The sequence below is a fragment of the Nonomuraea sp. NPDC003804 genome (genome assembly GCF_040610675.1).
Classification (GTDB): domain Bacteria; phylum Actinomycetota; class Actinomycetes; order Streptosporangiales; family Streptosporangiaceae; genus Nonomuraea.
Genome location: NZ_JBEXMT010000016.1, coordinates 47334 through 73087 on the forward strand (window position 1 = coordinate 47334; position 25754 = coordinate 73087).

Sequence of the window (25754 nt, forward strand, 5' to 3'; positions counted from 1 at the left end):
CGGTTCTTTTCTGACAAGCCGGCATTCCCGTTCTCCGTCCCCGAATGGAGTCGGTGCTTTTTCCGCGAAAAGCGGTCACGCAGGGTCATTGGGCCTCCCCATATTTCGCCGCGGGTTCCTACGATCATGGGACTCGCAGATATCGGCGAAAGGGGTCAAGATGACAATCGAGATCAAGCCCGTCGAAGAGGTAGAGACCACCGGTAACAGCAACAGCTGCTGAAACCCGTCCGTGGGGCCTCGGTGGAGGCCCCACACCACCTCTCACGGAGCCCCGCCCATGCTCGAACGGATTCAGGTGAATCCGGCTTTCCCTCTGTTCGTCGACGATTCACGGGAACAGGTCAGGCTCGGCGACTTTCCGCCCACGGGCCGCATCCTGTCACCGGCGGAAAAGCCGCTACGCGAGCTGTTCCGGCTCTGCGCCCGGCGTCCACGATCGAGACAAGAACTTTACCCGCTGCTCGACGGCGTCACTCCCGGCGAAATAGACGCCGCGATCGACCGCCTGCTCGCCGCCCGCCTCCTGGTCACCGAGACCGACCTGGCGGCGCTGACCGCCGACGACCGGCTGTCCCGGCAGGCGCTGTTCCTGTCGATGTTCCATCCCGCCGGCCAGGCGGTCACCGCCCTGCGCGACCTGGCCGCCCGGCGGGTCACCGTGCTGGGCGCCGGCGCCATCGGCGGCGCGGTCGCCGTCCAGCTGGTCACCGCGGGCGTGCGGCGGCTGACGCTCGTCGACGACGACCAGGTCGAGCCGTCCAACCTGCACCGCCAGCACCTCTACACCCCCGCCGACGTCGGCAGGCCCAAGGTCGCCGCGGCCGCCGACCGGCTGCGCGCCCACCAGCCCGACGCCGAGATCGTCGAGATCCGGCGCCGCATCCAGGGGGCGGCCGACGTCCCCGCCGCGGGCGAGGACTTCGTGGTCAACACCGTCGACACCCCGCAGCCGCACATCCGCCGCTGGGTCAACCAGGCCTGCGTGCAGGCGGGCGTGCCGTTCGTGACCGGCGGGTTCAACCAGCACGTCGGCCTGGTCGGCCCCCTCGTGGTGCCGGGCAGAACCGGCTGCCTGACCTGCAGGGAACGCCGGCTGGCCGAGCCGTACGGCACGGCCGAGCTGCCCACCGCCGACAACGCCGGCCGGACCGTCCCCGCCTTCGGCCCGCTCTGCGCGGCGGTCTCCGGCCTGCTGGCCGCCGAGATCGTCCGCCACCTGACCGGCACGGGAGCGCCCGCCCTGGAGGGCAGGACCGTGCACCTCGACCTGCTCGACCTGAGCACCACCGCGCACCCGTTCGAACGCCTGCCCGGGTGCGAGGTCTGCGGATGAGGCCCGACCTGAGCTTCCTGAGCGTGGTCGAGGACGGTCCCGACGACTACGTGGTCGGCAACGGCGCGCGGTTCGTCAACGTGCCGGGCATCGCCGCCAAGGTGCTGGCGCTGCTGGACGGCTCCAGGACGGTCGAGGAGGTCAGGAAGGAGGTGCTGGCGCGCCACGGCACGGACGTCGACGTGGCGGCCTTCGTCGGCGGTCTGGAGAGCATGGGGCTGCTCGAGGAACCCGAGCTGCCGCCCAGCCCCTGGGACCGCGTCCGGCCGGAGCACGTGCGCCTGCTCTTCTCTCCCGTCGCCGACGCCCTCGTCGGGCTGCTGGCGCTGTGCGCCGTCGCGGCCGTCGTCGCCGAACCGCGCATCGTGTCCGGCATGTCGGGCCTGGTGTGGTCGAACAGCCTCGCGTTCACCCTGTCGTTCGCCGTGGGCTCGTGGGTGCTCGTCTTCGTCCACGAGCTCAGCCACATCCTGGCCGCCCGCTCGCTGGGCGTGCGAGCCGAGCTGTCGCTAGGCACCCGCCTGCAGTTCCTCGTCGTCCAGACCAACGTGACCGGCGTCTGGCGGCTGCCCCGCCGGGCCCGCTACCGCGCGCACCTGGCGGGCATGCGGACCGACCTGTTCCTGGTCTCCGCAGCCGCCTGCGCGCTGTACGTCACCGAGAACGCCGTGGCCCGCCTCGTGATGGTCATCTGCGCCTCGCAGATCGTCTGGCAGTTCCTGTTCTTCATGCGCACCGACGTCTACTACGCCTTCGCCAACGCCACCGGCAACAAGAACCTCATGGCCGACGCCCAGGCCTACCTGCGGCGGCGGCACCGGCAGGCGCCGCGCTCGGTGCGGATCTACGCCTGGTTCGTCATCGCCGGCCGGGTGCTCGGACTGGCCTTCCTGCTCGGCTACACCGTGCCCATCACGATCGCGGTGTGCCGGCAGGCCGTGGCCGAACTCGGCACGTCCGTGCAGCCGCTGCTCACGCTGGCGATCGTCGCCTTCGGCTGGGGGCTCTACCTGTGGGTGTTCATCCGCCAGAGGCTCCGCTGACCCGGTAGACGTCGTAGACGCCCTGGATGCTGCGCACCGCCTTCAGCACGTGACCCAGGTGCTTGGGGTCGCCCATCTCGAAGGTGAACTTGCTGACCGCCACCCGGTCGCGGGAGGTGGTCACCGACGCCGACAGGATGTTGACGTGCTGGTCGGACAGCGTGCGGGTGACGTCGGACAGCAGGCGGGGCCGGTCGAGCGCCTCCACCTGGATCGCCACCAGGAACACCGAGTCCTCGTTGGGCGCCCACGTCACCTCCACGAGGCGGTCGGGCTGCTCCTTGAGCTGCTGCACGTTGGTGCAGTCGGAGCGGTGCACCGACACGCCGTGGCCGCGGGTGACGAACCCGACGATGTCGTCGCCCGGCACGGGGGTGCAGCAGCGCGAGAGCCGTACCCACACGTCGGAGTCGCCCGCCACGACGACGCCGGCACCGCCGCCGCCCCTGGGACGGCGACTGAGCCTGGTCGGCAGCGAGACCTCGGCGATGTCCTCCTCGGCGCTGTCGACGCCGCCGATGGACGTGACGAGCTTCTGCACGACCGTCTGCGCGGCGACGTGGCCCTCGCCGACGGCCGCGTAGAGGGCCGAGACGTCGGGGTAGCGCAGGTCGCGGGCGAGCGCCAGCAGCGCCTCGCCCGACATGAGCCGCTGCAGCGGCAGCCCCTGCTTGCGCATGGCCCTGCCGATGGCCTCCTTGCCCGCCTCGATCGCGGTCTCGCGGCGCTCCTTGGAGAACCACTGCCTGATCTTGTTGCGGGCGCGGCCCGACTTGACGAACTTCAGCCAGTCACGCGAGGGACCCGCGTCGGGCGACTTGGAGGTGAAGATCTCCACGGTGTCGCCGTTGCCCAGGCGCGACTCCAGCGGCACCAGGCGGCCGTTGACGCGCGCCCCGATGCACCGATGACCCACCTCGGTGTGGACGGCGTAGGCGAAGTCGACCGGCGTCGCGCCCTCGGGCAGCGCCACCACCTGGCCGCGCGGGGTGAAGACGTACACCTCCGACACCGACAGGTCGAAGCGCAGCGACTCCAGGAACTCCCCCGGATCGGAGGTCTCCTTCTGCCAGTCGAGCAGCTGGCGCAGCCAGGCCATGTCGCCGCCCGGCTTGACCTTGCCCGCAGGGCCGGGGCTGCCCGCCTCCTCCTTGTACTTCCAGTGGGCGGCCACGCCGTACTCGGCCCTGTGGTGCATCGCGTGCGTGCGGATCTGCAGCTCGACCGGCTTGCCCTCGGGGCCGATCACCGTGGTGTGCAGCGACTGGTACATGTTGAACTTGGGCATCGCGATGTAGTCCTTGAACCGGCCGGGCACCGGGTTCCATCGCGCGTGGATCGTTCCGAGCGCCGCATAGCAGTCGCGGACCGAGTCGACCAGGACCCGGATGCCCACCAGGTCGTAGATGTCGTCGAAGGCCACGTCGCGGGCGATCATCTTCTGGTAGACCGAGTAGTAGTGCTTCGGCCTGCCCTTGACCACCGCGCGGATCCTGGCGTCGCGCAGGTCGGCCGAGACCTTCTCGATGACCTCCTGCAGGAACAGGTCGCGGCGCGGGGCCCGCTCGGAGACCATGCGGGCGATCTCGTCGTAGCGTTTGGGGTAGAGCATCGCGAACGCGAGATCCTCGAGCTCCCACTTGATCGTGTTCATGCCCAGGCGGTGGGCCAGCGGGGCGAAGATCTCCAGCGTCTCGCGGGACTTCTGCTGCCTCTTGTGCTCCGGCAGGTAGCGCATCGTGCGCATGTTGTGGAGGCGGTCGGCGAGCTTGATGACCAGCACCCTGATGTCGCGCGACATCGCCACGACCATCTTGCGCACGGTCTCGGCCTGCGCGGCGTCACCGAACTTGACCTTGTCCAGCTTGGTGACGCCGTCGACGAGCAGCCCGATCTTGTCGCCGAAGTCGGCGCGCAGCTCGTCCAGGCTGTAGGCGGTGTCCTCGACCGTGTCGTGCAGCAGGGCGGCGCACAGCGTCTCGTCGTCGGTGCCGAGCTCGGCCAGGATCGTCGCCACGGCCAGCGGGTGCGTGATGTAGGGGTCGCCGCTCTTCCGCTTCTGGTCGCGGTGGTGGTAGGCGGCCACGTCGTAGGCACGCTCGATCAGGCGCAGGTCCGCCTTGGGATGGGTGGCGCGGACCGTCCGGAACAACGGCTCCAGCACCGGATTCATGGCCCCACCCCCAAACCGTCGGCGACGCGCCGCTGGAGCGCCGGACATCCCTTCGGAACTACCGGCGTCGGTGGCGTCGGGCACGACTACCTCACGGGGCACACAGACTCCTCACGTTCGAGTCCAGATCCCTCAGTGTATCCAGCCATGTCACCCGCGCGTCGGCCGGTCGCCCATCACACGATCACGAGCGCCCTCAGGTCGACACCCTCCAGCCGCTCGCGCCCCTTCAGGAAGGCCAGCTCCATCAGGACGGCGACGCCGACGACCTCGGCTCCCGCCCTCCTGACCAGCTCCACCGTCGCCTCGGCGGTGCCGCCGGTGGCCAGCACGTCGTCGACGATGACGACCCGGTCGCCGGGGCCGAAGGCGTCCTGGTGGACCTCGATGGTGGCCGAGCCGTACTCCAGCTCGTAGGAGGCCTCGAGGGTGGTGGAGGGCAGCTTGCCCTTCTTGCGGACCGGCACGAACCCCGCCCCGGCGCGGCAGGCGGCGGGAGCGGCCAGGATGAAGCCGCGCGCCTCGATGCCGACGACCTTGTCCACACCGGGGAAGCAGCCGGCGAGCGCGTCCACCACCGCGGTGAACGCCTGCGGGTCGGCGAGCAGAGGGGTGATGTCCTTGAACACGACCCCGTGCTTCGGGTAGTCGTTGACGTCCCTGATCCGCTCGAGGATCAGCTGGCTCAGCTCGCTCACGTCGGGCTCTCTTTCCTCTCCGTCCGGTGCGTCCGCCTGTCGGACGCACCACCATCCCACACCCCGGCCGCCCGGCACGACGCCGCCCCCGTCCCGTGAGAAGGGACGGGGGCGGCGCCCAGCGTCGAGCGGTCAGTTCTTGGCGGTGGCGGGCCGCTTGGCGCCGCCGCTCTTGCCCCCGCCGGTGGACGCCAGCCGCTTGGCGATCGCCTGGTACTTCGGCTCGCGCTCCTTCAGCGTCACCAGCAGCGGCGTGGCCACGCACAGCGAGGAGTACGTGCCGACCAGCATGCCGACGAACAGGGCGAGCGACAGGTCCTTCAGCGTGCCTGCGCCCAGCAGCGTGGTGCCGATGAACAGGATCGCCGCCACCGGCAGGATGGCCACCAGCGAGGTGTTCAGCGACCTGATCAGCGTGTGGTTGAGCGCGTCGTTCGCGGCCATCGTGTAGGTCTTCTTGGAGGTCGTGCCGAGCTTGGCGGTGACCTCCTTGATCATGTCGAAGACGACGACCGCGTCGTACAGCGAGTAGCCGAGGATGGTGAGGAAGCCCAGCAGGGTCGCAGGGGTGACCTCGAAGCCCGACCACGCGTAGATGCCGGCCGTGATGACCAGGTCGTGCAGCAGCGCGACGATCGCCGCCAAGGCCATCTTCGGCTCGAAGGCCATGCTCAGATACAGGATGATCGCGAACATGAACACCACGAGGCCGAGCCAGGCCTTGGTGGCCACCTCACCGCCCCAGGAGGCGCCGATCGAGGTGATGGAGATCTGCGCGGGGTCGACGCCGAGGTCCTTGGCGACGGACTGCTGCACCCTGGACAGGTTGGCCTCGTCGAGGGTCTCGGTGGTCACCCGCCAGCTACCGCCGGCCTGCTGGACGATCGGCTGGTGGACGCCCGCCTCGGTCATGGTCTCGCGGACCTTCTCGATGCCGGCCTGCGGCGCGGCGAAGGAGAACACCGAGCCGCCCTTGAACTCCACGCCCAGGTTGAGCGCGCTGCCATGGGTGGCGGCGCTGAAGATCAGGCCGGCGACGGAGAACAGCAGCAGGAAGGCCGAAAGGCTGTACCACAGCTTCCGGCGGCCGACGAAGTCGACGTCGATCTCGCCACGGTAGAGGCGACGCCCGAGTCCCATGTCAGGCCTCCTGCGGAGTGGTCGAACGAACAGTCTCCGGGCCCATGCGCTCGGCGTCGAGACCGGAGAGCTTGTGCCCCTTGGCGAAGAACTTCAACCTCGCCAGCAGCGCGATGAACGGCTTGGTGAACAGGAACACCACGACCACGTCGATCAGCGTGGTCAGACCCATCGCGAACGCGAAGCCGGCGACGCCGCCGACGGCCAGGAAGTAGAGCACCACGGCGGCGATGAACATGACCGCGTCGGCGATCAGGATCGTCCGCCGCGCGCGCACCCACGCCACCTCGACGGCGGCGCGCAGCGAGCGTCTGCCCTCCTTCATCTCGTCTCTGATGCGTTCGAAGTAGACGATGAAGGAGTCGGCTGTGATGCCGATCGAGACCACCAGACCGATGATGTGCGGCAGCGACAGGCTGAAGCCCGCGTAGGTGCCGAGGAGCACCACCGCCTCGTAGGTGATGACCGAGGCCATCAGGAGGCTCAGCACCGCGACCACGCCGAGGCCGCGGTAGTACAGCAGCGAGTAGATGACCACCAGGCCGAGACCGATGGCGCCGGCGATGAGGCCGCCGCGCAGCTGGTCCTGGCCGAGGGTGGAGGAGATCGTGTCGATGGAGCTGCGCACGAACTTCAGCGGCAGCGCGCCGTACTTCAGCTGGTCGGCCAGCGCGGTCGCGGTCTGCTGGGTGAAGCCGCCGGAGATCTCCGCCCGGCCGCCGGGGATGGGCTCGTTGATGTTCGGCGCGGTGATGACCACGCCGTCGAGGACCACGGCGACCATGTTGCGCGGCGGCTGGGCCTGGTAGGCCTCGGTGGTCAGGGTCGACCACGCCGTGGCGCCCTTGCTCTTGAAGTTGAGCTGCACGACCCACTGGCCGGTGGTCTGCTGCACGCCGGCGCTGGCCGTGTCGATGTCGGTGCCGACGACCCTGGCCTTGTCGAGGATGTACTTGGCGGTGCCGTCGGCGTCACAGGTGACGTACGGCTTGCTCGGGTCGTCCTGGACGCCCTGCTGCTTGTTCTTGGCGCAGTCGAGCTCGTTGTACTGCTTGACCAGCGCGGGGTCGATGCCGGCCAGCGCGGAGTCCTGGGTCGGCGCGCTGGGCTGGGCGCTCGGCGTCGCGGACGGGGTCGCCTTGGCGTTCCGGCCCTTGTCCTGGCCCTTGTTCTGGTCCTGGCCCTTGTTCTGGTCCTGGTTCTGGCTCTTCCGCTCGCCGGTCGCAGCGGCGGAGGGCGAGGGGTTGGGCGAGGTCAGCGCGGACGACAGGGCCTTGCCCGTCGGAGAGGCGCTGGGTGTGGGCGCGTTGGCCGAGGTGCGGGCGCTCGGCTGCGTGGAAGGCCGGTCGGACGACTGCCCGTTCGGCTGCGTGGAAGGCTGTCCTGAGCCCGAGGGCGTCGGCGCCTGGGTGGGCATGGTGCTCGGCTGCGGCTGGGCCGCCTCGGCGGCCAGGACCTGGCGGAAGCGCAGCTCCGCCGTGGTGCCGACCAGCTTGATGACCTCGTCCTTGCCTGCGCCGGGAACCGAGATGACGATGTTGTCGCCCGACTTGGCGACCTCCGCGTCGGAGATTCCGGTGCCGTTCACCCGGTCACGGATGATGTTGACGGCGAGGTTGAGGCTCTCTTCAGAGGGGGGAGAGCCGTTCGGAGTGATCGGCGACAGTGTCGCCGTCGTGCCACCTGCGAGGTCGAGTCCGAGCTTCGGCGTGAACGCCGGCTGCAGGAACATCGCCCCGCCCATGGCGAAGATGAGCGCCAGAAGCACCAGGAGCGTGCGCCCCGGCTTGCTCTGGCCGCTGGTCGGTCGGGCCACTGGTCGTCTGTTCTTTCAGGTAGGGGTCGGCCGCAAGCTGGTCAGGACTTCTTGCTGTTGGTGTCCTCGTCGTCGTTGCGGTCGACCGGCTCGTCGGCTACGGCGGATTCCTTCGTCTCGGTCGTCTCAGGCGCCGTCGCGGCGAGCTTGTCATCGGCGACGGGGGTGACGACCCGACCGATGGCGGCCTTCACCCAGCGGGTCTCGACGCCGGGAGCGACCTCCAGGATGACGTCCTCGTTGTCAACAGCCACCACGGTGGCGAACAGGCCGGTGGTGGTCATCACACGGGCGCCGGGCGCGAGCGAGTTCTGCATCTGAACGGCTTCCTGCTGCCGCTTGCGCTGCGGCCTGATGAGCAGGAAGTAGAACACCACCACCAGAAGCACAAGCGGCAGGATGTTCATAAGCGTTGCTGAGTCCACGAGGGCGACCTTCCATCGTCTGTCAAGATGATGACACCGGCGTCGAGCCGGAAATTCCATGCGTTGCGTCGAGGGGCCGCGCCGCTCAGCCCATCAGCTTACACAGCCAGCCAAGCCACGGAGTGTAGGCGGTTGTTGCGAAACCCGGCAACGAGGCAGCGATTCGGCGCGCGGGGAAGTTCCCAATTCGCAATGCTTGCAACCGTTCTGTGACCGCGCCGTTTCGTGGCGTTCCCGGCGGCCGGGTCCTGCCATCCCGGCCCGGCGGCGGGCGTCTCGGTCAGAAGGGCGCCTCCGGCGGAGGGGTGAGGCCCAGGTGAAGCCAGGCGGCGGTGGTGGCGACCCGCCCGCGCGGCGTGCGGGCCAGCAGCCCCTGGCGCACCAGGAACGGCTCGGCCACCACCTCGACCGTCTCCGGCTCCTCCCCCACGGCCACGGCGAGCGTCGACAGCCCGACGGGGCCGCCGCCGAACTTGCGCAGCAGCGCGCCGAGCACCGCCCGGTCGAGCCGGTCGAGGCCCTCGGCGTCGACCTCGTAGAGGTTGAGCGCGGCCGAGGCGACGTCGCGGGTGATGACGCCGTCGGAGCGGATCTCGGAGAAGTCGCGCACCCGGCGCAGCAGCCGATTGGCGATGCGGGGCGTGCCGCGCGAGCGCCTGGCGATCTCGTGGGCGCCCTCCTCGGGCAGCGTCACGCCGAGCAGCCCGGCCGAGCGGCGCAGCACCTGCTCGAGCTCGGCGACCTCGTAGAAGTCCATGTGGGCGGTGAAACCGAACCGGTCGCGCAGCGGCGCCGGCAGCAGGCCCGCTCTGGTCGTGGCGCCGACGAGGGTGAAGGGCGCGATCTCCAGCGGGATGGCGGTGGCGCCGGGGCCCTTGCCGACGATGATGTCGACCCTGAAGTCCTCCATCGCGAGGTAGAGCATCTCCTCGGCGGGGCGGGCCATCCGATGGATCTCGTCGATGAACAGCACCTCGCCCTCGGTCAGCGTCGACAGGATCGCCGCCAGGTCGCCGGCGCGCTCCAGGGCCGGGCCCGAGGTGATCCGCAGCGGGGCGCCGAGCTCGGCTGCGATGATCATGGCCAAGGTGGTCTTGCCCAGCCCCGGCGAGCCGCTCATCAGCACGTGGTCGGGCGGCCGGTTCCGTTTGAGCGCGCTCTCCAGCACCAGCGAGAGCTGCTCGCGCACGCGCGCCTGGCCGATGAAGTCGGCCAGGCGCTTGGGCCGCAGCGCCGCCTCGATCTGCAGCTCGTCGCCCTCGGCGTCGGGCGAGACCAGGTCACGTTCGATGCTCATGCCCTCTCCCCGCCGCCGGGGCGCCCGCTTCCCGCCACCGCCTGCCTCATCGGACGCTCAGCGCCCTGAGCGCCGCCTTGAGCAGCACCGCCACCTGCGGCTGCCGGCCCGCGGCCACCTCGGCGTCGGCCTGCGGACCCACCAGCGCGATCGCCTCGTCGGCGTCCCTGGTGGAGTAGCCGAGGCCGACCAGACCCGAGTGGACCTGCTCGCGCCACAACGGCAGGGCGGCGTCGCCGTTGAGCGCGGCGTTGACCGCCTCCTCGGGCGTGCCGAGCTTGTCCTTCAACTCCAGCACGATGCGCTGGGCGCCCTTCTGGCCGATGCCGGGGATCCGGGTCAGCGCCTTGAGGTCGGCCGAGGCGACCGCGACGCGCAGCGAGTTGGGCGTGTGGACGGCCAGCATGGCCAGGGCCAGCTTCGGGCCCACGCCACTGGCCGTCTGGACGAGCTCGAAGACCGTGCGCTCGTCGTCGGTGGCGAAGCCGTACAGGGTGAGCGACTCCTCCCTGACGACCAGCGAGGTGGCCAGCCGGCCGGGCTCGCCGACCCGCAGGGTGGCCAGCGTGCCGGGTGTGCAGTGCACCAGCACACCCACCCCGCCGACCTCGATCACCGCCGAGTCGGGCGCGACGGCCGCCACGACCCCGGAAACCGACGCGATCACAGCGCACGTCCTCTCGATGCCTTGGCCAGCGCCTCGGCCAGTCTGTTCTGGGTGCCGCCGCGCCACACGTGGCAGATGGCCAGGGCGAGGGCGTCGGCCGCGTCGGCGGGCTTGGGCATCTCCGCCAGCCGCAGCAGCCTGGTGACCATGGTGCCGATCTGCTTCTTGTCGGCGGTGCCGCTGCCGGTGATGGCGGCCTTGACCTCCGAGGGCGTGTGCAGCGCCACCGGCAGGCCGCGCCTGGCGGCGCACAGTACGGCGATGCCCGCCGCCTGCGCGGTGCCCATCACGGTGCGGACGTTGTGCTGGGCGAAGACGCGCTCGACGGCCACCGCGTCGGGCCGCACGTCGTCGAGCCACTGCTCGATGCCGCGCTCGATGCCGACGAGCCTGGCGCCGAGCTCGTCGTCGGCGGAGCTGCGCACCACGCCGACGGCGACGAGCTTGAGCTGCGCGCCCGGGCGGCCCTCGACGGCCCCGAGGCCGCATCTGGTCAGCCCTGGGTCGACGCCCATCACCCGCACGGCCCGCCCTCCATTCGCTGCCGAACATCTGTTCGGCAGCGAACTCTACCCTGGTTGGGCGGGCGGCGCACGGCGAACACGCCTCGCTCCACGGCGCCGCCCCCGGCGGGCGCGGGCCTGCGCCGGACGATCAGAAGTAGTCGATCATGTACGGCGTGCCGGCGAACGCCGCGTCCAGCGCCTCGTCGAACTCCTCCGGGCCGGACAGCAGGCCGGCCGGGCGCAGCGTCGAGGTCGGGATCCCGGCGTACAGCGCCGACAGGCCGTTGACGGTGAAGCGCGGCCCCCGCCCCGTGGCGGTGCCGGCCGTACCGGAGCCGCCGGAGATCTCCAGCCGCCACGTGCCGCTGTTGGCGGGGCGCTCGGGGTCGTCGACCGTGATCACGGCGTGCGCCGAGACCACCGACGGGAAGCCGCGCCTGGCGATCGCCTCGGCCACGTCCACGACGCGGAACATCCACCTCGTCTGCTTGACCTGCTCCTTGGCCCGCTCGCGCACCAGCCACAGCACGGGGTCGTTCGGCGCGACCACGGCGGTGACCTTCTTGGCGATCGAGGAGGAGGTGCCGACCATGGCCCACAGCGCGCGGGCGGTCGCCTCCGAGCCGGCGACGAGGTTGTCGACGGCGATGTCGCCCCCGTCCCATCGGTAGGCGACGAACCCGTCGTCGGCCAGGTAGCGGAAGTCGTCATCCTCGTCGAGGTAGCGCCGCCAGGCGGCCTCGTCCCAGCAGATGGGCCCGCTGGCGCGGTTGGCGGCGTGGACGCGGCCGAGGATGGCGATCACCTCGGCGACGTCGTCGGGCCCCATCCTGCGCAGCTTGACCTGCTCGGCCGGGCCGATGGTGCGCAGCGCCTCGGGAGCGAGGGTCACCGCGTTCTCGGCGCCCGCGTGCTCCCAGCCGAGCGAGCGGTAGATCGGCGTGGTGGCCGGGTAGAGGGCCGAGACGGCCTCGCCCAGCTCGGCCGCCCTGCCGAGGACGGCCCGCATGAGCCGCCTGCCCACGCCGCGTCCGCGGTCCTCGGGGTTGACGACCACGCCCGCCACCCCGGCCATCGGCTGCGGCCTGCCGTGCCACCACTGGGTGAAACCGGGCAGGCGCGCGGCGGCGGCGACCCTGGAGCCGTCGAAGACGCCGAGGAAGCGTCCCTGCTCCAGGGTGGCCAGCGCCAGTGCGCGCCAGTTGTCGGCGAGGTCGGCGGGCAACGGGCCGAAGGAGCGCTTGCGGGTGTCGAGGACGGCGTCGAGGTCGTCCGGGCTCAGATCACGAATTTCCACAGCAGGTCAACCTACGCACTGCGGAACATCCGCCGCGAGCCGTTTTCAGGCGTCGAGCTTCTCCATGATGTCGTCGCTGACGTCGAAGTTCGCGTAGACGTTCTGGACGTCGTCGCTGTCCTCGAGCGCGTCGATGAGGCGGAAGACCTTGCGCGCGCCGTCCTCGTCGAGCGGGACGTTGAGCGTCGGCAGGAAGCTCGACTCGGCCGAGTCGTAGTCGATGCCGGCCTCCTGCAGCGCCTTGCGCACCGGCACCAGGTCACCGGCCTCGGAGACGACCTCGAACGACTCGCCCAGGTCGTTGACCTCCTCGGCGCCCGCCTCGAGCACCGCGGTCAGCACGTCGTCCTCGGACAGCCCGTCCTTGGGGACGATCACGACACCCTTGCGGTTGAACATGTAGGCCACCGAACCGGGGTCGGCCAGCGAGCCGCCGTTGCGGGTGAGCGCGACGCGGACCTCGGAGGCGGCGCGGTTGCGGTTGTCGGTCAGGCACTCGATGAGGACCGCGACACCGCCGGGGGCGTAGCCCTCGTACATGATGGTCTGCCAGTCGGCGCCGCCCGCCTCGAGGCCGCCGCCACGCTTGCGGGCGCGCTCGATGTTGTCGTTGGGCACCGAGTTCTTCTTCGCCTTGAAGATGGCGTCGAAGAGGGTGGGGTTGGCATCCGGGTCAGGGCCACCGGTCCTGGCCGCCACCTCGATGTTCTTGATGAGCTTCGCGAACAGCTTGCCGCGCTTGGCGTCGAGCGCGGCCTTCTTGTGCTTCGTCGTAGCCCATTTGGAGTGGCCGGACATGACCTAGAGCTCCCTCACCATGTTGACGAAATATTCATGCACGCGAGCGTCTCCGGTCAGCTCCGGATGGAACGATGTCGCGAGCAGCGGTCCCTGTCGGACCGCGACGATCCTATCCCCAGGGGGCGCGGTCGCCAGCACCTCGACGTCGGAACCCACCGATTCCACCCATGGGGCGCGGATGAAGACAGCGTGTACAGGGCCGCCCGCGAAGGACAGATCGGCCTCGAAGGAGTCGACCTGGCGGCCGAAGGCGTTACGCCTGACCACCATGTCGATGCCGCCGATCGTCTGCTGGCCCTCGATGCCGTCCTGGATGCGGTCGGCCAGCATGATCATGCCGGCGCACGAGCCGTAGGCGGGCATGCCCTCCTTGACGCGCAGGCGCAGCGGTTCCAGCAGCTCGAAGATCTCGGCGAGCTTCCACATCGTGGTGGACTCCCCGCCGGGGATGACCAGCCCGTCGACGGCCTCGAGCTCGGCGATCCTGCGCACGGCCGTCGCCTCCGCCCCCGCCTCCTCCAGCATGCGGACGTGTTCGCGCACGTCTCCCTGGAGTGCGAGTACACCGATCTTGGGCACGGTCGTCCTTCCTTCGTGGTCCGGGTTCCCCTGATTCAACACCACGACGGGCCGTGCTCTTCCTACCGGGCGGCCTCCGCGGGGGTCGTCCTGGAGGAGGGGCACGGCCCGGTCGCCGCGGCGGGGAACCACGCAAGAACCCCCGCCACCGGGCCCGAGGGCAGGCGGCAGGGGTTCCGGACGTCGCGGCCGTCCCCGCGTGGTCTACGGGCGCTCGGTCTCGAGGCGGACCGTCTCCTCGATCGTCATCTCGGACGCCGCGCGCAGCGACGGGTCCATCGGGCGCAGGTACGTCTGCTGCACGCCGGGCACCCGGTCCTCCACCACGAACGTCGCCCTGGTGTAGACCTCCGACCCGGGCGTCCGCACCTGGGGCACGACCTTGAAGTCGGCCGACATCTGCTCCCGCTCGATCTTCGTCAGCACGTATCCGCGCTGGTTGTTGTAGAACTTGAGGTGCGGGTTGATCTTCAGGAACGGCTGCGTGGCCGGGTCGGAGTCCTTCCCGTCACCGCCGGTGCTGATGGAGGTGGCCACCAGCTCCGCGCCCACGGACGGCCCCGTCGGGTCGTCGTAGTCCAGCTTCAGGTCGCTGGCCCAGTGAGCGTGGACGTCACCGGTGAGCACGACCGGGTTGCGCACCTTCGCGTCGATCCAGCCCTGGGTGATGCGCCGCCGGGAGGCCACGTAGCCGTCCCACGCGTCCTGGCTGGTGACCTTCGCCGGTCCCGCGTTGTTGTCGCGCTGGGCGAAGAAGACCTGCTGGCCGATGATGTCCCACTGGGCGCGCGAGTGGTGGAAGCCGTTGATCAGCCACTCCTCCTGCGCCGCGCCGGTGATGGACCGGGCCGGGTCCACCGCCGCCGGGCAGTCCCGGTAGCCGTCGCCGCACCCCTGGTCGTCGCGGTACTGCCGGGTGTCGAGCATGTGGAAGGTGGCCATCTGTCCCCACCGGATCCGCCGGTAGAGCTGCATGTCGATGCCCTGCGGGATGGAGGTACGGCGCAGCGGCATGTTCTCGTAGTAGGCGCGGAAGGCCGCCTCGCGGCGCTGCAGGAAGTTCGGCTGCGGCACCTCGGGCTTCTCCGCCACCTCGTCGGCCCAGTTGTTGTCGAGCTCGTGGTCGTCCCACACGACCAGCCACGGCGCGGCGGCGTGGGCGGCCTGCAGGTCGGGGTCGGCCTTGTACTGCGCGTGGCGCTGCCGGTAGTTGGCGAGCGTCTCGGTCTCGGGACCCTCGTGGTGGCGGACGTTGCCGCCGGGGATGGTGTAGGTGTTCTTGGTGTACTCGTACTGGTAGTCGCCCAGGTGCAGGATCAGGTCGGGGTGCTCCTCGGCCAGGCGGCGGTAGCTGGTGAAGTAGCCGTGCTCGTACTGCGCGCAGGAGACGAACGCCATGGACAGCGCTCCGCCGTACGCCAGGGGGTGCGGGGCGGTGAGGGCGCGGCCGACGGGCGAGACGTAGGGGCCCACGCGGAAGCGGTACCAGTACTCCCGCCCCGACGACAGGCCGTCCACCTCGACGTGGACGCTGTGGCCCCACTCGGGAGCGGCCGTCGCGACACCGGCGCGGACGACGCGGCGGCAGCGCTCGTCGGCGTAGACCTGCCACAGGACGAGGAAGGGACGCTGGGGCATGCCGCCCATGCCGTCCTCGGCGAGCGGCTGCTGGGCCAGGCGGGTCCAGATGACGAAGCCGCTGTGGTCGGGGTCGCCTGAGGCGACGCCCAGCGTGAAGGGGTCCGACCTGAGACCGCGCGAGGCCAGGGTGGCGGCGCTCTCGGCGGCGGGGTCGGCGGCTGGGGCGGGGGCCGGGTCGGCCGGAGTGGCGGAGGCGGCGGCGGGGAGCGCGGCGGTGGCGCCCGCAGCTAACCCGGTGACGAGGAAGGAGCGGCGGTTGAGCTTGGACACGGGTGCTCCCGAGGCGATCTAGGGTGGGACGCCCGTAGCCTGGCCCAAGATCATGACCCCCTGGTTAACGCCATCTGTCACACAAAAGGCGCTTTTTACCAACGGTCTCGCGATTCACGGAAATTTCCTCCGTCCGCCCCTGTCGCACCGGTGGCGCGCGACCGATGGACCGGCTCCCGCACGGCGGCGCCCCTGGCGCCCGCCAAGCGGACTCTGGCCCACGCCCCGCGCCCAAGGCCAGGCCAGGGTCCGGGGCCGGTTCCAGGACCGGGACCGGGACCGGGACCGGGCCGGCAGCAAGGGACACGAGCCGGGGGACGAAGCAAGGGCCGCAGGGCGGGAGTCGGGGGCCGAGGCCGGGGTCGGAGACCGGAGGCGGAGGCCGAGGGCGGGGCAGGGAAGGCCGAGGGCGGAGACCGGGGGCCGGGAGCTTGGAGCGGGGGTCTGGGATGGGCCGGGCCCTTGCTGGTCCTTTCAGCGAGGCGCATGACCAGCCACCAGCCAGTACGCGGAAAGGGCCGGCCGTCACCGGGCCTTGAGTGGGGCGTGGAGGGCCCGGGACGGGCACCGAGGATCCGCTGTGCCGGGCGGCGGGTCGCGCGAGAAGCGGCACGAAGAGGCCGCACCACGAAGAGGCCGCACCACGACCAGGAAGAGGGCGCGACGCGAACCCGCAGAGGGGGCGGAGCGAAGAGAGGGCGGCACGAAGGAGGCGCGACGGGAAAAGGGCGCGGGGCAAGGAGAGGGCGACACGAAGGAGGCGCGACGGGAAAAGGGCGCGACGAGGAGGCGGCACGAAAAAGCGGCACCCCCGAGGGGATGCCGCTCAGTCGCGGGAGGGCGGGCCTACCAGCCGCGCTCGGCCAGGCGGTGCGGCTGCGGGATCTCGTCGACGTTGATGCCGACCATCGCCTCGCCGAGGCCGCGCGACACCTTGGCGACGACGTCGGGGTCGTCGTGGAAGGTGGTGGCCTTGACGATCGCCGCCGCCCGCTTGGCGGGGTCGCCCGACTTGAAGATGCCGGAGCCGACGAACACGCCCTCGGCGCCCAGCTGCATCATCATCGCGGCGTCGGCGGGCGTGGCGATGCCGCCGGCGGTGAACAGCACCACGGGCAGCTTGCCGGTCTTGGCCACCTCGACGACGAGGTCGTACGGCGCCTGCAGTTCCTTGGCCGCCACGTACAGCTCGTCCTCGGGCAGCGAGGTGAGGCGCTTGATCTCGCCCCTGATGGTGCGCATGTGGGTGACGGCGTTGGAGACGTCGCCCGTGCCCGCCTCGCCCTTGGAGCGGATCATGGCGGCGCCCTCGGTGATGCGGCGCAGCGCCTCGCCCAGGTTCGTCGCGCCGCACACGAACGGCACGGTGAACTGGTACTTGTCGATGTGGTTGGCGTAGTCGGCGGGGGTCAGCACCTCCGACTCGTCGATGTAGTCGACGCCCAGCGACTGCAGGATCTGCGCCTCGACGAAGTGGCCGATGCGGGCCTTGGCCATGACGGGGATGGAGACGGCGTTGATGATGCCGTCGATCATGTCGGGGTCGCTCATCCTGGAGACGCCGCCCTGCGCGCGGATGTCGGCGGGCACGCGCTCCAGAGCCATGACGGCGACCGCCCCGGCGTCCTCGGCGATCTTCGCCTGCTCGGGGGTGACGACGTCCATGATGACGCCGCCCTTGAGCATCTCGGCCATGCCGCGCTTGACGCGCGCGGTTCCGGTGACGGGGCTGGTAGACACGGTCTTCCTCACAACGGCAGGTCGGTAAGTTCTCAAGCCCATCGTAGGTCCTTAACACCCCACGACCGGACACACCACCATGTCAGGGTCGAGGCGGGATTTTGTACGTTAAGGAATGACGGGCTTGCGGCTGGCGAGAGCGATCCACACCTGGCCAGGCGCGAAGTTCATCGGCTCACCGCTCTCAGTGGTGAACGTCGTCCCCTCTTCCTCCGATTCCCGCGACCACTTGGCCTTGTAGGCCTTGCCGTCGCGGAGCACGATGGCCGATCCCTTGCCGACGGAGTGGACCAGCGGGGTGTAGCTCTGGTTCTTGTCGTGGAACTGCGAGCGCTCGGTCTTGGTGTACTGCACGACGATCGTGGGGGCGCCGAGCTGGCCGCCCTCGGCCGCCATGTCCTTCTTGCCGTCCTGCCAGACGAGCCACTGCTTCTTGGCCTCCGACCAGGCGAAGGTGAAGCGGGCGGCGGGCCATCTGACCGTCCACGACTTCTTCGGCACGCCGCCCTCGGCGGGGGCGTCGCCGAAGGTGAAGCCGATGTCCTTGGCCTGGCTGGCCTTGGGCGCCTTGGCCAGCAGCTGCTTGGTGTTGGCGAACAGGTTGTAGGGGGCGAAGCGGCCCGGCTGGCGGAAGAACGCGCCGGGGTTGCGGGTGTCGCCGACGTCGAACAGCGACGCCTCCGCCATGAACGGCAGCATCTTGGACTGGACGCCGGAGTAGGCGAAGGCGGGCTTGCCGAACTGCGGCGTGATGTGCAGGTCGGAGATGCGGGCGCTGCGGACCGGGCCGACCTTGGGCGGCAGCTTGGAGGAGAAGACCGCCATCAGCCGGGTGAGGCCGGCCTCGACCTGCTCGACGTAGACGATGTCCGCGCTCTTCAGCCCCATCTGGGGCTTGCCCGCGGCGGTGTTCTCGATCTTCACCGCCAGGACCGGTTCGAGCTCCTCGTACGGCAGGCCCGTGAAGGGGTGCTTGCTCACCTCGGGCGTCGGCGTGGCGGAGACGGGGGCCGCCTGCGGAGCCTTCGACGGCGAGGCCGCTCCGCCCCCGCTCGAGCAGGCCGCGACAGGAGCGAGCACCGCCAGCGTCACCGCGATCGTTCGGGCTACCCGCACCTGCTCAACTCCTCCGCTCGGCCACGAAAACGGAAGGAAGCTTACCGGGCTCCCCTAAAACGGGTCATTCGGTTGCCATGGTCTCGGGCGGATTGTCATCGATCTCAAAGAATTCGGGATACTCGGTGCGTCCGGCCAGGCGCAGGCTGCGCGCGAGCCAGCGGCGCTGGGCGGTGCGGGTCACGGCGACCGCGTTGTTGTAGAAGCGGCGGGCGTAGACGACCTTGGCGACGGCGGCGTCGAGCTCCTCCAGCAGCGACAGGCCGCCCGGCGACTCGCTGATGCGTTCCCTGAACCTGTCCTGGTCGACGGCCGCGCGCAGCGCCCTGGACAGGTCGCTCTCGGCGTGCTCGCGCTCCTCGGGGCCGGCCGTACGGGCCTCGTGGGCGGCCGCGGCCAGGACCAGGGAGGTGGCGGGGTCGAGCAGGCGGGATCCGGCCAGTTCGAGCACGACGGCGGCGCGCCGGACCAGCGCGACGTCGAGCGCCTCGCGGGCCAGTTCCAGCCTGATGTGCAGCCGGTCGAGACGCCCGGCCCGCCAGGAGACGTAGACGGCGGTGAGCACCATGAGGATGCCCACGAGCAGGACGATGATCGTGGTGCTCATGCGACGGTGTCTTCCTCCACTCGTCCCGCCGCGGCCGTGACGGTCTCGTAGACGCGCACGACATCGCGGGCGACCGTGGACCAGTCGTACTTGCGCACGGCGAGCAGCGCCTCGTCGGCCAGCTTGGCCCTGCGCTCGGGATCGTCGAGGAGGGCGCGCGCCTCGCGGGCCAGGGCGGCCGCGTCGCCGTTGGGGAACAGCGCGCCCGCCTGCCCGTCGCCCAGCACCCGGCGGAAGGCCGGGATGTCGCTGGCCAGCACGGTGGCTCCGGCCGACATGGCCTCGGCCAGCACGATGCCGAAGCTCTCGCCGCCGGTGTTGGGCGCGACGAAGACGTCGACGGAGTGGTAGGCGCGGATCTTGTCCTGCTCGCTGACCATGCCGAGCAGCGTGACGCGGTCGCGGATCGACCTGGGGATCTTCACCTCGCCCGGACCTGCGACGAGCAGCCTCGCGTCGGGCACCTGCTCCAGCGCCTCGAGCAGGACGGGCAGGCCCTTGCGCGGCTCGTCCATCCTGCCGAGGAAGCCGAGCGTGCGCCCGTCGGGGCCCCAGCCGGGCAGCGGCTCGGCCTGGGTGTAGCGGCTGACGGTCACGCCGTTGGGGATCAGCACGCTGTCGCCGCCGAACTGCTCGACCAGGCTCTTGCGGGCGGCGTCGGAGACGGCGATGCGGCCGCTGAGCTTCTCCAGCGCGCTGCGCAGCATCGGCTCGGCGATCGCGATGGCCCGCGAGCGGTTGAAGGAGGCGTGGAAGGTGGCCACGATCGGCCCCTTGGCCGCCCAGCAGGCCAGCACGCCCAGGCTGGGCACCAGCGGCTCGTGGATGTGGAGCACGTCGAAGTCGTTCTCGCGGATCCAGCGCCGCACCCTGGCCGCCGACAGGAAGCCGAACGACATCCGCGCCACCGAGCCGTTGTACGGCACCGGCACCGCCCTGCCGGTACCGGTCACGTACGGCGGCAGCTCGGCGTCCTCCTCGGCCGGGGCGATCACCGAGACCTGGTGCCCCTGGGCCATCAGCGCCTGCGCCAGGTCGTCGATGTGCTGTTTGACACCGCCCGGCACGTCCCAGGAGTAAGGGCAGACGATGCCGACGTTCACTTCAGGTCCTCCAGCCACAGACGCTGCAGCATGTGCCAGTCTTCGGGGTGTTCGGCGATGCCCTTCTCGAACACCGTCACCAGGCTCTGCGCCACGGCGGCCGTGCGCTCCTGGAGGGTGCCGGAGGCGGGTACCTCGACCTCCTCGTGGATGCGCAGACCCCAGTCGGGGCCCTCGAACCACATGGTCGCCGGCAGCAGCGCGGCGCCCGTCTTGACGGCCAGCAGCGCGGGGCCCACCGGCACCTTGGTGGTGGCGCCGAAGAACTCCACCTCGACGCCACCCTTGGTCAGGTCGCGCTCGGCGGGCAGGCAGACGATGCCGCCCTTGCGCACCCGCTGCGCGAGGACGCCGAAGGTGTGCCCGTCGCCGCCGGTCAGCGGCAGCACCTCCATCCCGAGGCCCTCGCGGAAGGCGACGTAGCGGCGGAACAGCGACTCGGGCTTGAGCCGCTCGGCCACCGTGGTGAAGGGGTGCCCGCAGCCGACCAGCCATGCGCCCGACTGGTCCCAGTTGCCCATGTGCGGCAGCGCGAGCACCACGCCGCGCCCCTCGGCCACGGTGTTCCAGATGTGCTCGTCGCCGGTGACGTGGGTGCGCCGCACGACCTCGTCGACGGGCATCTTCGGCAGCCTGAAGACCTCGTGGAAGTAGCGCAGGTAGGAACGCATGCCCGCGCGGCTGAGCGCCCGCAGTTCGGGGCTGTCCTCGGCCAGCCCGGTCACCCTGGCCAGGTTGTGCTCGAGGCGGCGCACGCTCTTGCCCCGCCGGCGCCAGGCCCGGTCGGCCACGAGGGTGAAGGCGGCCGCGGTCAGCCGCTCCGGCAGGTACGGCAGCAGCGTCCAGCCCGCCGCGAAGCCCGCGGCCACCGCACGGTCCTGGAGGGAGGTCATCGGGCTCCAATCTGGCGACGGACGTGGACGATCCGCTGGACGACGGTGACGGCGCTGGCCGCCGCCAGCAGCCACATGCCGAAGGCCAGGATGTACGGCACGCCGAGGCCGGACAGGCCCGCGGACACGAGCCCCACGACCAGCCGCTCGGGCCGCTCGGCCAGGCCCACGTCGCAGCCGACTCCCAGCCCCTCTGCCCTGGCCTTGACGTAGGACACCAGCGCGCCGGCGACCAGGCAGAACAGCGTGACCCCCGTCATGAGCAGGTCGCGCTGGAGGAAGAAGTGGATGATCAGGCCGGAGAAGACGGCCGCGTCGGCCACCCGGTCGAGCGTGGAGTCGAGGAAGGCGCCCCACGTGCTGCCGCCGCCCCCGCCCATCCGCGCCACGACGCCGTCGAGCAGGTCGAACAGCACGAACACGGTGATCGCCAGCGAGCCCCACCACAGCTGGCCCATGGGGTAGAGGACCAGGGCGCACACCACGGTGCCGGTGGTGCCGATCGCGGTGACGGCGTTCGGGCCTATCCCGCGGCGGACGAGTGCCCTGCCCAGCGGGGTGAGTATCCGGGTCATGGCCGGGCGCAGGAGTTTGAGCATCGCGCTCCGATCGTAGGCCATGTGGGCCGCCACCACTTCTTTGCCTCGCCCCCCTTGTGATATTCGCCACACGGGTATTTGGTGAACTAACCGCGTCCTTTGCGGTAATTCCGCTGGGCGGCGGCACTGGATCGAACGACGATTTGGGCGGCGCGCGCCGTACCCTGCGGGCTCCGTCCCACGGAAGCGGAGGCGATGTGGCTGACAAGCACCACGGCGCGGCCATGGGAGCCGCGGGCAGGGCACCAGCGGCCGAGAGGGCGGACGGGATACGCAACGTCGTCCTGGTCGGCCATTCGGGAGCGGGCAAGACCACCCTGGTCGAGCAGTTGCTCGCGGCCACGGGCACCATCCCGCGGATGGGCCGTGTGGAGGACGGCAGCACGGTCAGCGACTTCGACGAGGTGGAGGTGCGCCAGCAGCGCTCGGTGAACCTGTCCGTCGCGCCGATCGTCCACAACGGGATCAAGATCAATCTTCTGGACACGCCGGGCTACGCCGACTTCGTGGGCGACCTGCGGGCCGGGCTGCGCGCCGCGGACGCCGCGCTGTTCGTGGTCGCGGCGACCGACGGCATCGACGGGCTGACGCAGATGCTGTGGGAGGAGTGCGCGCAGGTCGGCATGCCCAGGGCCGTGGTGATCACCAAGATCGACCACCACCGCGCCGACTTCGACCAGGTCCTGGGCGAGTGTCAGGAGATCTTCGGTGACGGGGTCGCGCCGCTTTACCTGCCCGTGGTGACCAACGGGAAGGTGGCGGGGCTGATCGGGCTGCTGTCGCAGAAGTTCTACAACTACGTCACCGGCGAGCGGGCCGAGAAGGAGCCGGGCGCGGAGTACGAGGCGCGGATCGAGGAGTACCGCGGGAGCCTGATCGAGGGGATCATCCAGGAGAGCGAGGACGAGTCGCTCATGGAGAGGTACCTGTCGGGCGAGGCCATCGACCCCAAGGTGCTCATCGACGACCTGGAGAAGGCGGTCGCCCGCGGCACGTTTTATCCTGTGCTCGCCAGCGGCGCCGGCATCGGCGCGCAGGAACTGCTCGAGGTGATCACCCAGGGCTTCCCCTCGCCGCTCGAGCACCCGCTTCCCGAGATCACCACCCCGGACGGCAAGCCCGTCCAGGTCAGGGCGTGCGACCCGGACGGGCCGCTGGTGGCCGAGGTGGTCAAGACGACCAGCGACCCCTACGTGGGACGCATCAGCCTGGTGCGCGTCTTCTCGGGGACGCTGCGCCCCGACATGACCGTGCACGTCTCCGGGCACGGCCTGGCTGACAGGGGGCACGAGGACCACGACGTCGACGAGCGCATCGGCACGCTGACGGGCCCCCTGGGCAAGCAGCAGCGCACCATCGCCAAGGGCATGGCGGGCGACATCGTCGCGGTGGCCAAGCTGTCGCGGGCCGAGACCGGCGACACGCTGTCGGAACCGGAGCGGCCGCTGCTCATGACGGCGTGGAGCATGCCCGACCCGCTGCTACCGGTGGCGATCAGGGCCAGGTCGAAGGCCGACGAGGACAAGCTGTCGCAGGGCCTGGCCCGGCTGGTGGCCGAGGACCCGACGTTGCGGCTGGAGAACAACGCCGAGACCCGGCAGCTGGTGCTGTGGTGCATGGGCGAGGCGCACGCCGACGTCCTGCTCGACCGGCTCGCCAAGCGCCACGGCGTCGAGGTCGAACGGGTCGACCTGCGGGTGCCGCTGCGCGAGACGTTCGGCGGCAGGTGCCAGGCCATGGGCCGCAACGTCAAGCAGACCGGCGGCCACGGCCAGTACGCGATCTGCCACCTCGAGGTCGAGCCCCTGCCCTCCGGCGGGGGTTTCGAGTTCGTGGACAAGATCGTCGGCGGCGTGGTCCCCCGCCAGTTCATCCCGTCGGTGGAGAAGGGCGTGCGCACGCAGATGGAGCGGGGGGTGCTGGCCGGGTATCCGATGGTGGATCTGCGGGTCACGCTCTACGACGGCAAGGCGCACTCGGTCGACTCCTCCGACATGGCCTTCCAGATCGCCGGCTCGCTGGCGCTGAAGGAGGCCGCCGCCAAGGTGCCGACGCTGCTGCTCGAACCGGTCGACGAGCTCGCGGTGCTGGTGGCCGACGAGCACGTCGGCTCGGTGATGTCCGATCTGTCCTCGCGGCGTGGCCGGGTGCTGGGCACCGAGCCCGTGGGCACGGGCCGGACGCTGGTGAAGGCCGAAGTGCCGCAACTGGAGATCACCCGCTACGCGATCGACCTGCGGTCCATGTCGCACGGGACGGGCACCTTCCAGCGCACGTTCCTGCGCTACGAGCCCCTGCCCTCGCATCTGACCGAGAAGGTGACGGCTCAGGACTGACGCCCCTCGACGGGGGGAGGGTAACGCCCTCCCCCTGAGTCACACTAGGATCACAAATCCATTGCGATTTTTGGTCGAAGCATCCCGGTGGCGATGTCACACTGGGGGACTATGCGTACCGGACGACCTCTTCTCGCCGCCGCCGCTGTCGCGATCGCCGCCACCGCCGCCGCCTACTCCTTCGGCGGACCAGGAGCCGAGGCCGCTGCTCCACAGACGAAGGCCAAGCCCGCCACCAAGGCGGTCAAGAAGTGCGTCGCCGACGTCAGATACCCCAAGCGCCAGCTGCGCGGCGTCTGGATCGCCACGGTCAAGAACATCGACTGGCCCTCCGCGACCGGCCTCAGCCCCGCCCGGCAGCAGGCCGAGTACGTCAAGATCCTCGACAACGCGGTCAAGCGCAACCTCAACGCGGTGTTCGTGCAGGTGCGGCCCGCCTCCGACGCGCTGTACCAGTCGCCGCACGAGCCGTGGTCGCAGTACCTCACCGGCACGCCGGGCAAGAACCCCGGCTGGGACCCGCTGCCGTTCCTGACCGCCGAGGCGCACAAGCGCGGCCTGGAGTTCCACGCCTGGTTCAACCCGTACCGCGCCGCCTACGACGCCAACCTGGGCCGGCTGCCCGCCGCCCACCCCGCCCGGCAGCACCCCGACTGGCTGGTGAAGTACGGCGAGCAGTACTACTACAACCCGGGCCTGCCCCAGGTCCGCGAGCACGTCGTCAAGGTCGTCACGGACGTGGTCAAGCGCTACGACGTCGACGGCGTCCACTTCGACGACTACTTCTACCCCTACCCGGGCGCGGCCCCCATGTTCAACGACACCGCCGCGTTCCGGAAGTACGGCAAGGGCGCCAAGCTCGCCGACTGGCGCCGCGACAACGTCAACACGCTCGTCGCCCAGGTGCACAAGGCCGTCCACGACACCAAGAAGGACGTGAAGTTCGGCATCAGCCCGTTCGGCATCTGGCGCAACAAGGCGCAGGACCCGACGGGCTCGGCCACCTCCGGCATGTCCGCCTACGACTCGATCTACGCCGACGCCAGGGCGTGGATCAAGTCCGGCACCGTCGACTACGTCATGCCGCAGCTCTACTGGCCGCGCGGGTTCAAGGCGGCCGACTACAACGTGCTGGCCGCCTGGTGGGCCAACGAGGTCAAGGGCACCGACGTGCGCCTGTACATCGGCCAGGGCCTCTACCGGGTCGGCGCGCGAGACGTCGCTACCTGGACCAAGCCGGGTGAGATGCCCGCGCACCTGGCGTTCAACCGCAAGTACCCCGAGATCGACGGCGACGTCTACTTCAGCGCCACGAACGTCCTGGCCAACCCGCTGAAGGCCATGGACCGCCTGTCCAAGGAGCACTACGCCCGTCCGGCCCTGCTGCCGGCGCCCAAGGGCGGTGACGCGCCGGCCAAGCCGTCGGGGCTGAAGGCGTCGGGTGCGGCGCTGACCTGGAGCCCGGTGGAGGGCGCCCGTTCCTACGCCGTCTACCGGGTGCCCGCCTCGGGGCAGAGCTGCCAGTCGACCGACTCGCGCAACCTGGTCGCCATCGTCACCGGCACCTCATACACGGCCCAGAAGCCCGGCACCTACCAGGTCACGGCCCTGGACCCGCTGACCCGTGAGAGCAAGCCCGCCGAGGCGGCGGTCTCCCCGGCCTGATCCGTC

General features: G+C 70.4%; 22 protein-coding genes. 4 read left to right on the forward strand and 18 right to left on the reverse strand.

Annotation, left to right across the window (positions count from 1 at the left end; genetic code table 11):
• Nucleotides 1–280 precede the first annotated feature (280 nt).
• Together ABZX22_RS22360 and ABZX22_RS22365 are read left to right on the forward strand one after the other, a co-directional pair.
• The gene (locus ABZX22_RS22360) at nt 281–1336 is read left to right on the forward strand and encodes a TOMM precursor leader peptide-binding protein (RefSeq protein WP_354912127.1); all 1056 of its coding nucleotides are present in this window, start codon (nt 281–283) and stop codon (nt 1334–1336) included.
• Entirely contained in the window at nt 1333–2379 is a 1047-nt protein-coding gene (locus tag ABZX22_RS22365; RefSeq protein WP_354912130.1) for a hypothetical protein, read from the forward strand. The genes ABZX22_RS22360 and ABZX22_RS22365 overlap by 4 nt, the downstream gene beginning before the upstream one ends.
• Here ABZX22_RS22365 and ABZX22_RS22370 read toward each other — a convergent pair.
• The 18 genes from ABZX22_RS22370 to pgsA form a co-directional block, all read right to left on the reverse strand.
• Nucleotides 2357–4552, reverse strand: a complete 2196-nt coding sequence (locus ABZX22_RS22370) for a bifunctional (p)ppGpp synthetase/guanosine-3',5'-bis(diphosphate) 3'-pyrophosphohydrolase (RefSeq protein ID WP_354912132.1) — start codon at nt 4550–4552, stop codon at nt 2357–2359. The two genes, ABZX22_RS22365 and ABZX22_RS22370, sit on opposite strands and share 23 nt — an antisense overlap.
• 176 nt (nt 4553–4728) lie before the next feature.
• On the reverse strand, nt 4729–5250 hold the full coding sequence (locus ABZX22_RS22375) for an adenine phosphoribosyltransferase (protein ID WP_354912135.1): 522 nt from the start codon (nt 5248–5250) through the stop codon (nt 4729–4731).
• Between the two features lie 132 nt (nt 5251–5382).
• The gene (gene secF / locus ABZX22_RS22380; protein ID WP_354912137.1) at nt 5383–6390 is read right to left on the reverse strand and encodes a protein translocase subunit SecF; all 1008 of its coding nucleotides are present in this window, start codon (nt 6388–6390) and stop codon (nt 5383–5385) included.
• Nucleotide 6391: 1 nt separating this feature from the next.
• Complete coding sequence (secD, locus tag ABZX22_RS22385; RefSeq protein WP_354912139.1) at nt 6392–8206, reverse strand: protein translocase subunit SecD; 1815 nt, start codon at nt 8204–8206, stop codon at nt 6392–6394.
• Between the two features lie 41 nt (nt 8207–8247).
• The gene (yajC, locus tag ABZX22_RS22390; protein ID WP_354912500.1) at nt 8248–8613 is read right to left on the reverse strand and encodes a preprotein translocase subunit YajC; all 366 of its coding nucleotides are present in this window, start codon (nt 8611–8613) and stop codon (nt 8248–8250) included.
• Nucleotides 8614–8911: 298 nt separating this feature from the next.
• Entirely contained in the window at nt 8912–9928 is a 1017-nt protein-coding gene (gene ruvB, locus ABZX22_RS22395) for a Holliday junction branch migration DNA helicase RuvB (RefSeq protein WP_354912142.1), read from the reverse strand.
• A gap of 46 nt (nt 9929–9974) precedes the next feature.
• Entirely contained in the window at nt 9975–10595 is a 621-nt protein-coding gene (gene ruvA, locus ABZX22_RS22400; protein WP_354912145.1) for a Holliday junction branch migration protein RuvA, read from the reverse strand.
• Complete coding sequence (gene ruvC, locus ABZX22_RS22405; protein ID WP_354912148.1) at nt 10592–11119, reverse strand: crossover junction endodeoxyribonuclease RuvC; 528 nt, start codon at nt 11117–11119, stop codon at nt 10592–10594. Before ruvC ends, ruvA begins: the two co-directional genes overlap by 4 nt.
• A 130-nt stretch (nt 11120–11249) precedes the next feature.
• Nucleotides 11250–12398: a GNAT family N-acetyltransferase gene (locus ABZX22_RS22410; protein ID WP_354912151.1), complete on the reverse strand. Its 1149-nt coding sequence runs from the start codon at nt 12396–12398 to the stop codon at nt 11250–11252.
• A 45-nt stretch (nt 12399–12443) separates the two neighbouring features.
• Nucleotides 12444–13196 carry a YebC/PmpR family DNA-binding transcriptional regulator gene (locus ABZX22_RS22415; protein WP_354912154.1) on the reverse strand — a complete coding sequence of 251 codons (753 nt, stop codon included), beginning with the start codon at nt 13194–13196 and terminating at the stop codon, nt 12444–12446.
• Nucleotides 13197–13199: 3 nt separating this feature from the next.
• Nucleotides 13200–13778, reverse strand: a complete 579-nt coding sequence (pdxT, locus tag ABZX22_RS22420; protein ID WP_354912157.1) for a pyridoxal 5'-phosphate synthase glutaminase subunit PdxT — start codon at nt 13776–13778, stop codon at nt 13200–13202.
• A gap of 204 nt (nt 13779–13982) precedes the next feature.
• Nucleotides 13983–15689: an alkaline phosphatase D family protein gene (locus ABZX22_RS22425; RefSeq protein WP_354912159.1), complete on the reverse strand. Its 1707-nt coding sequence runs from the start codon at nt 15687–15689 to the stop codon at nt 13983–13985.
• Between the two features lie 846 nt (nt 15690–16535).
• On the reverse strand, nt 16536–17429 hold the full coding sequence (gene pdxS / locus ABZX22_RS22430; protein ID WP_354912162.1) for a pyridoxal 5'-phosphate synthase lyase subunit PdxS: 894 nt from the start codon (nt 17427–17429) through the stop codon (nt 16536–16538).
• Nucleotides 17430–17537: 108 nt separating this feature from the next.
• Nucleotides 17538–18545: a DUF3048 domain-containing protein gene (locus tag ABZX22_RS22435; protein WP_354912165.1), complete on the reverse strand. Its 1008-nt coding sequence runs from the start codon at nt 18543–18545 to the stop codon at nt 17538–17540.
• 64 nt (nt 18546–18609) lie between these two features.
• Nucleotides 18610–19152 (reverse strand): hypothetical protein, encoded by a 543-nt coding sequence (locus tag ABZX22_RS22440; protein WP_354912168.1) that lies wholly within the window; start codon nt 19150–19152, stop codon nt 18610–18612.
• Nucleotides 19149–20255, reverse strand: coding sequence for a glycosyltransferase family 4 protein (locus ABZX22_RS22445; protein ID WP_354912171.1), 1107 nt, complete (start codon nt 20253–20255; stop codon nt 19149–19151). The genes ABZX22_RS22440 and ABZX22_RS22445 overlap by 4 nt, the downstream gene beginning before the upstream one ends.
• Nucleotides 20252–21148 carry a phosphatidylinositol mannoside acyltransferase gene (locus ABZX22_RS22450; protein WP_354912174.1) on the reverse strand — a complete coding sequence of 299 codons (897 nt, stop codon included), beginning with the start codon at nt 21146–21148 and terminating at the stop codon, nt 20252–20254. The genes ABZX22_RS22445 and ABZX22_RS22450 overlap by 4 nt, the downstream gene beginning before the upstream one ends.
• Nucleotides 21145–21768, reverse strand: coding sequence for a phosphatidylinositol phosphate synthase (pgsA, locus tag ABZX22_RS22455; RefSeq protein WP_354912176.1), 624 nt, complete (start codon nt 21766–21768; stop codon nt 21145–21147). Before pgsA ends, ABZX22_RS22450 begins: the two co-directional genes overlap by 4 nt.
• Before the next feature lie 203 nt (nt 21769–21971).
• Between pgsA and ABZX22_RS22460 the strand changes: the two genes are divergently transcribed.
• Complete coding sequence (locus ABZX22_RS22460; protein WP_354912502.1) at nt 21972–24083, forward strand: elongation factor G-like protein EF-G2; 2112 nt, start codon at nt 21972–21974, stop codon at nt 24081–24083.
• Between the two features lie 111 nt (nt 24084–24194).
• The gene (locus ABZX22_RS22465) at nt 24195–25748 is read left to right on the forward strand and encodes a family 10 glycosylhydrolase (RefSeq protein WP_354912179.1); all 1554 of its coding nucleotides are present in this window, start codon (nt 24195–24197) and stop codon (nt 25746–25748) included.
• Nucleotides 25749–25754 lie beyond the last annotated feature (6 nt).

Bases quoted from the DNA above. Each gene is read 5' to 3' on its own strand.
- ABZX22_RS22365 (WP_354912130.1), top strand. From the start codon at position 1,333: ATGAGGCCCGACCTGAGCTTCCTGAGCGTGGTCGAGGACGGTCCCGAC.
- secF (WP_354912137.1), bottom strand. From the start codon at position 6,390: ATGGGACTCGGGCGTCGCCTCTACCGTGGCGAGATCGACGTCGACTTC.
- ABZX22_RS22440 (WP_354912168.1), bottom strand. From the start codon at position 19,152: ATGAGCACCACGATCATCGTCCTGCTCGTGGGCATCCTCATGGTGCTC.
- ABZX22_RS22450 (WP_354912174.1), bottom strand. From the start codon at position 21,148: ATGACCTCCCTCCAGGACCGTGCGGTGGCCGCGGGCTTCGCGGCGGGC.
- ruvB (WP_354912142.1), bottom strand. From the start codon at position 9,928: ATGAGCATCGAACGTGACCTGGTCTCGCCCGACGCCGAGGGCGACGAG.
- ABZX22_RS22415 (WP_354912154.1), bottom strand. From the start codon at position 13,196: ATGTCCGGCCACTCCAAATGGGCTACGACGAAGCACAAGAAGGCCGCG.
- ABZX22_RS22360 (WP_354912127.1), top strand. From the start codon at position 281: ATGCTCGAACGGATTCAGGTGAATCCGGCTTTCCCTCTGTTCGTCGAC.
- ABZX22_RS22460 (WP_354912502.1), top strand. From the start codon at position 21,972: ATGGGAGCCGCGGGCAGGGCACCAGCGGCCGAGAGGGCGGACGGGATA.
- ABZX22_RS22465 (WP_354912179.1), top strand. From the start codon at position 24,195: ATGCGTACCGGACGACCTCTTCTCGCCGCCGCCGCTGTCGCGATCGCC.
- yajC (WP_354912500.1), bottom strand. From the start codon at position 8,613: ATGAACATCCTGCCGCTTGTGCTTCTGGTGGTGGTGTTCTACTTCCTG.
- ABZX22_RS22370 (WP_354912132.1), bottom strand. From the start codon at position 4,552: ATGAATCCGGTGCTGGAGCCGTTGTTCCGGACGGTCCGCGCCACCCAT.
- pgsA (WP_354912176.1), bottom strand. From the start codon at position 21,768: ATGGCCTACGATCGGAGCGCGATGCTCAAACTCCTGCGCCCGGCCATG.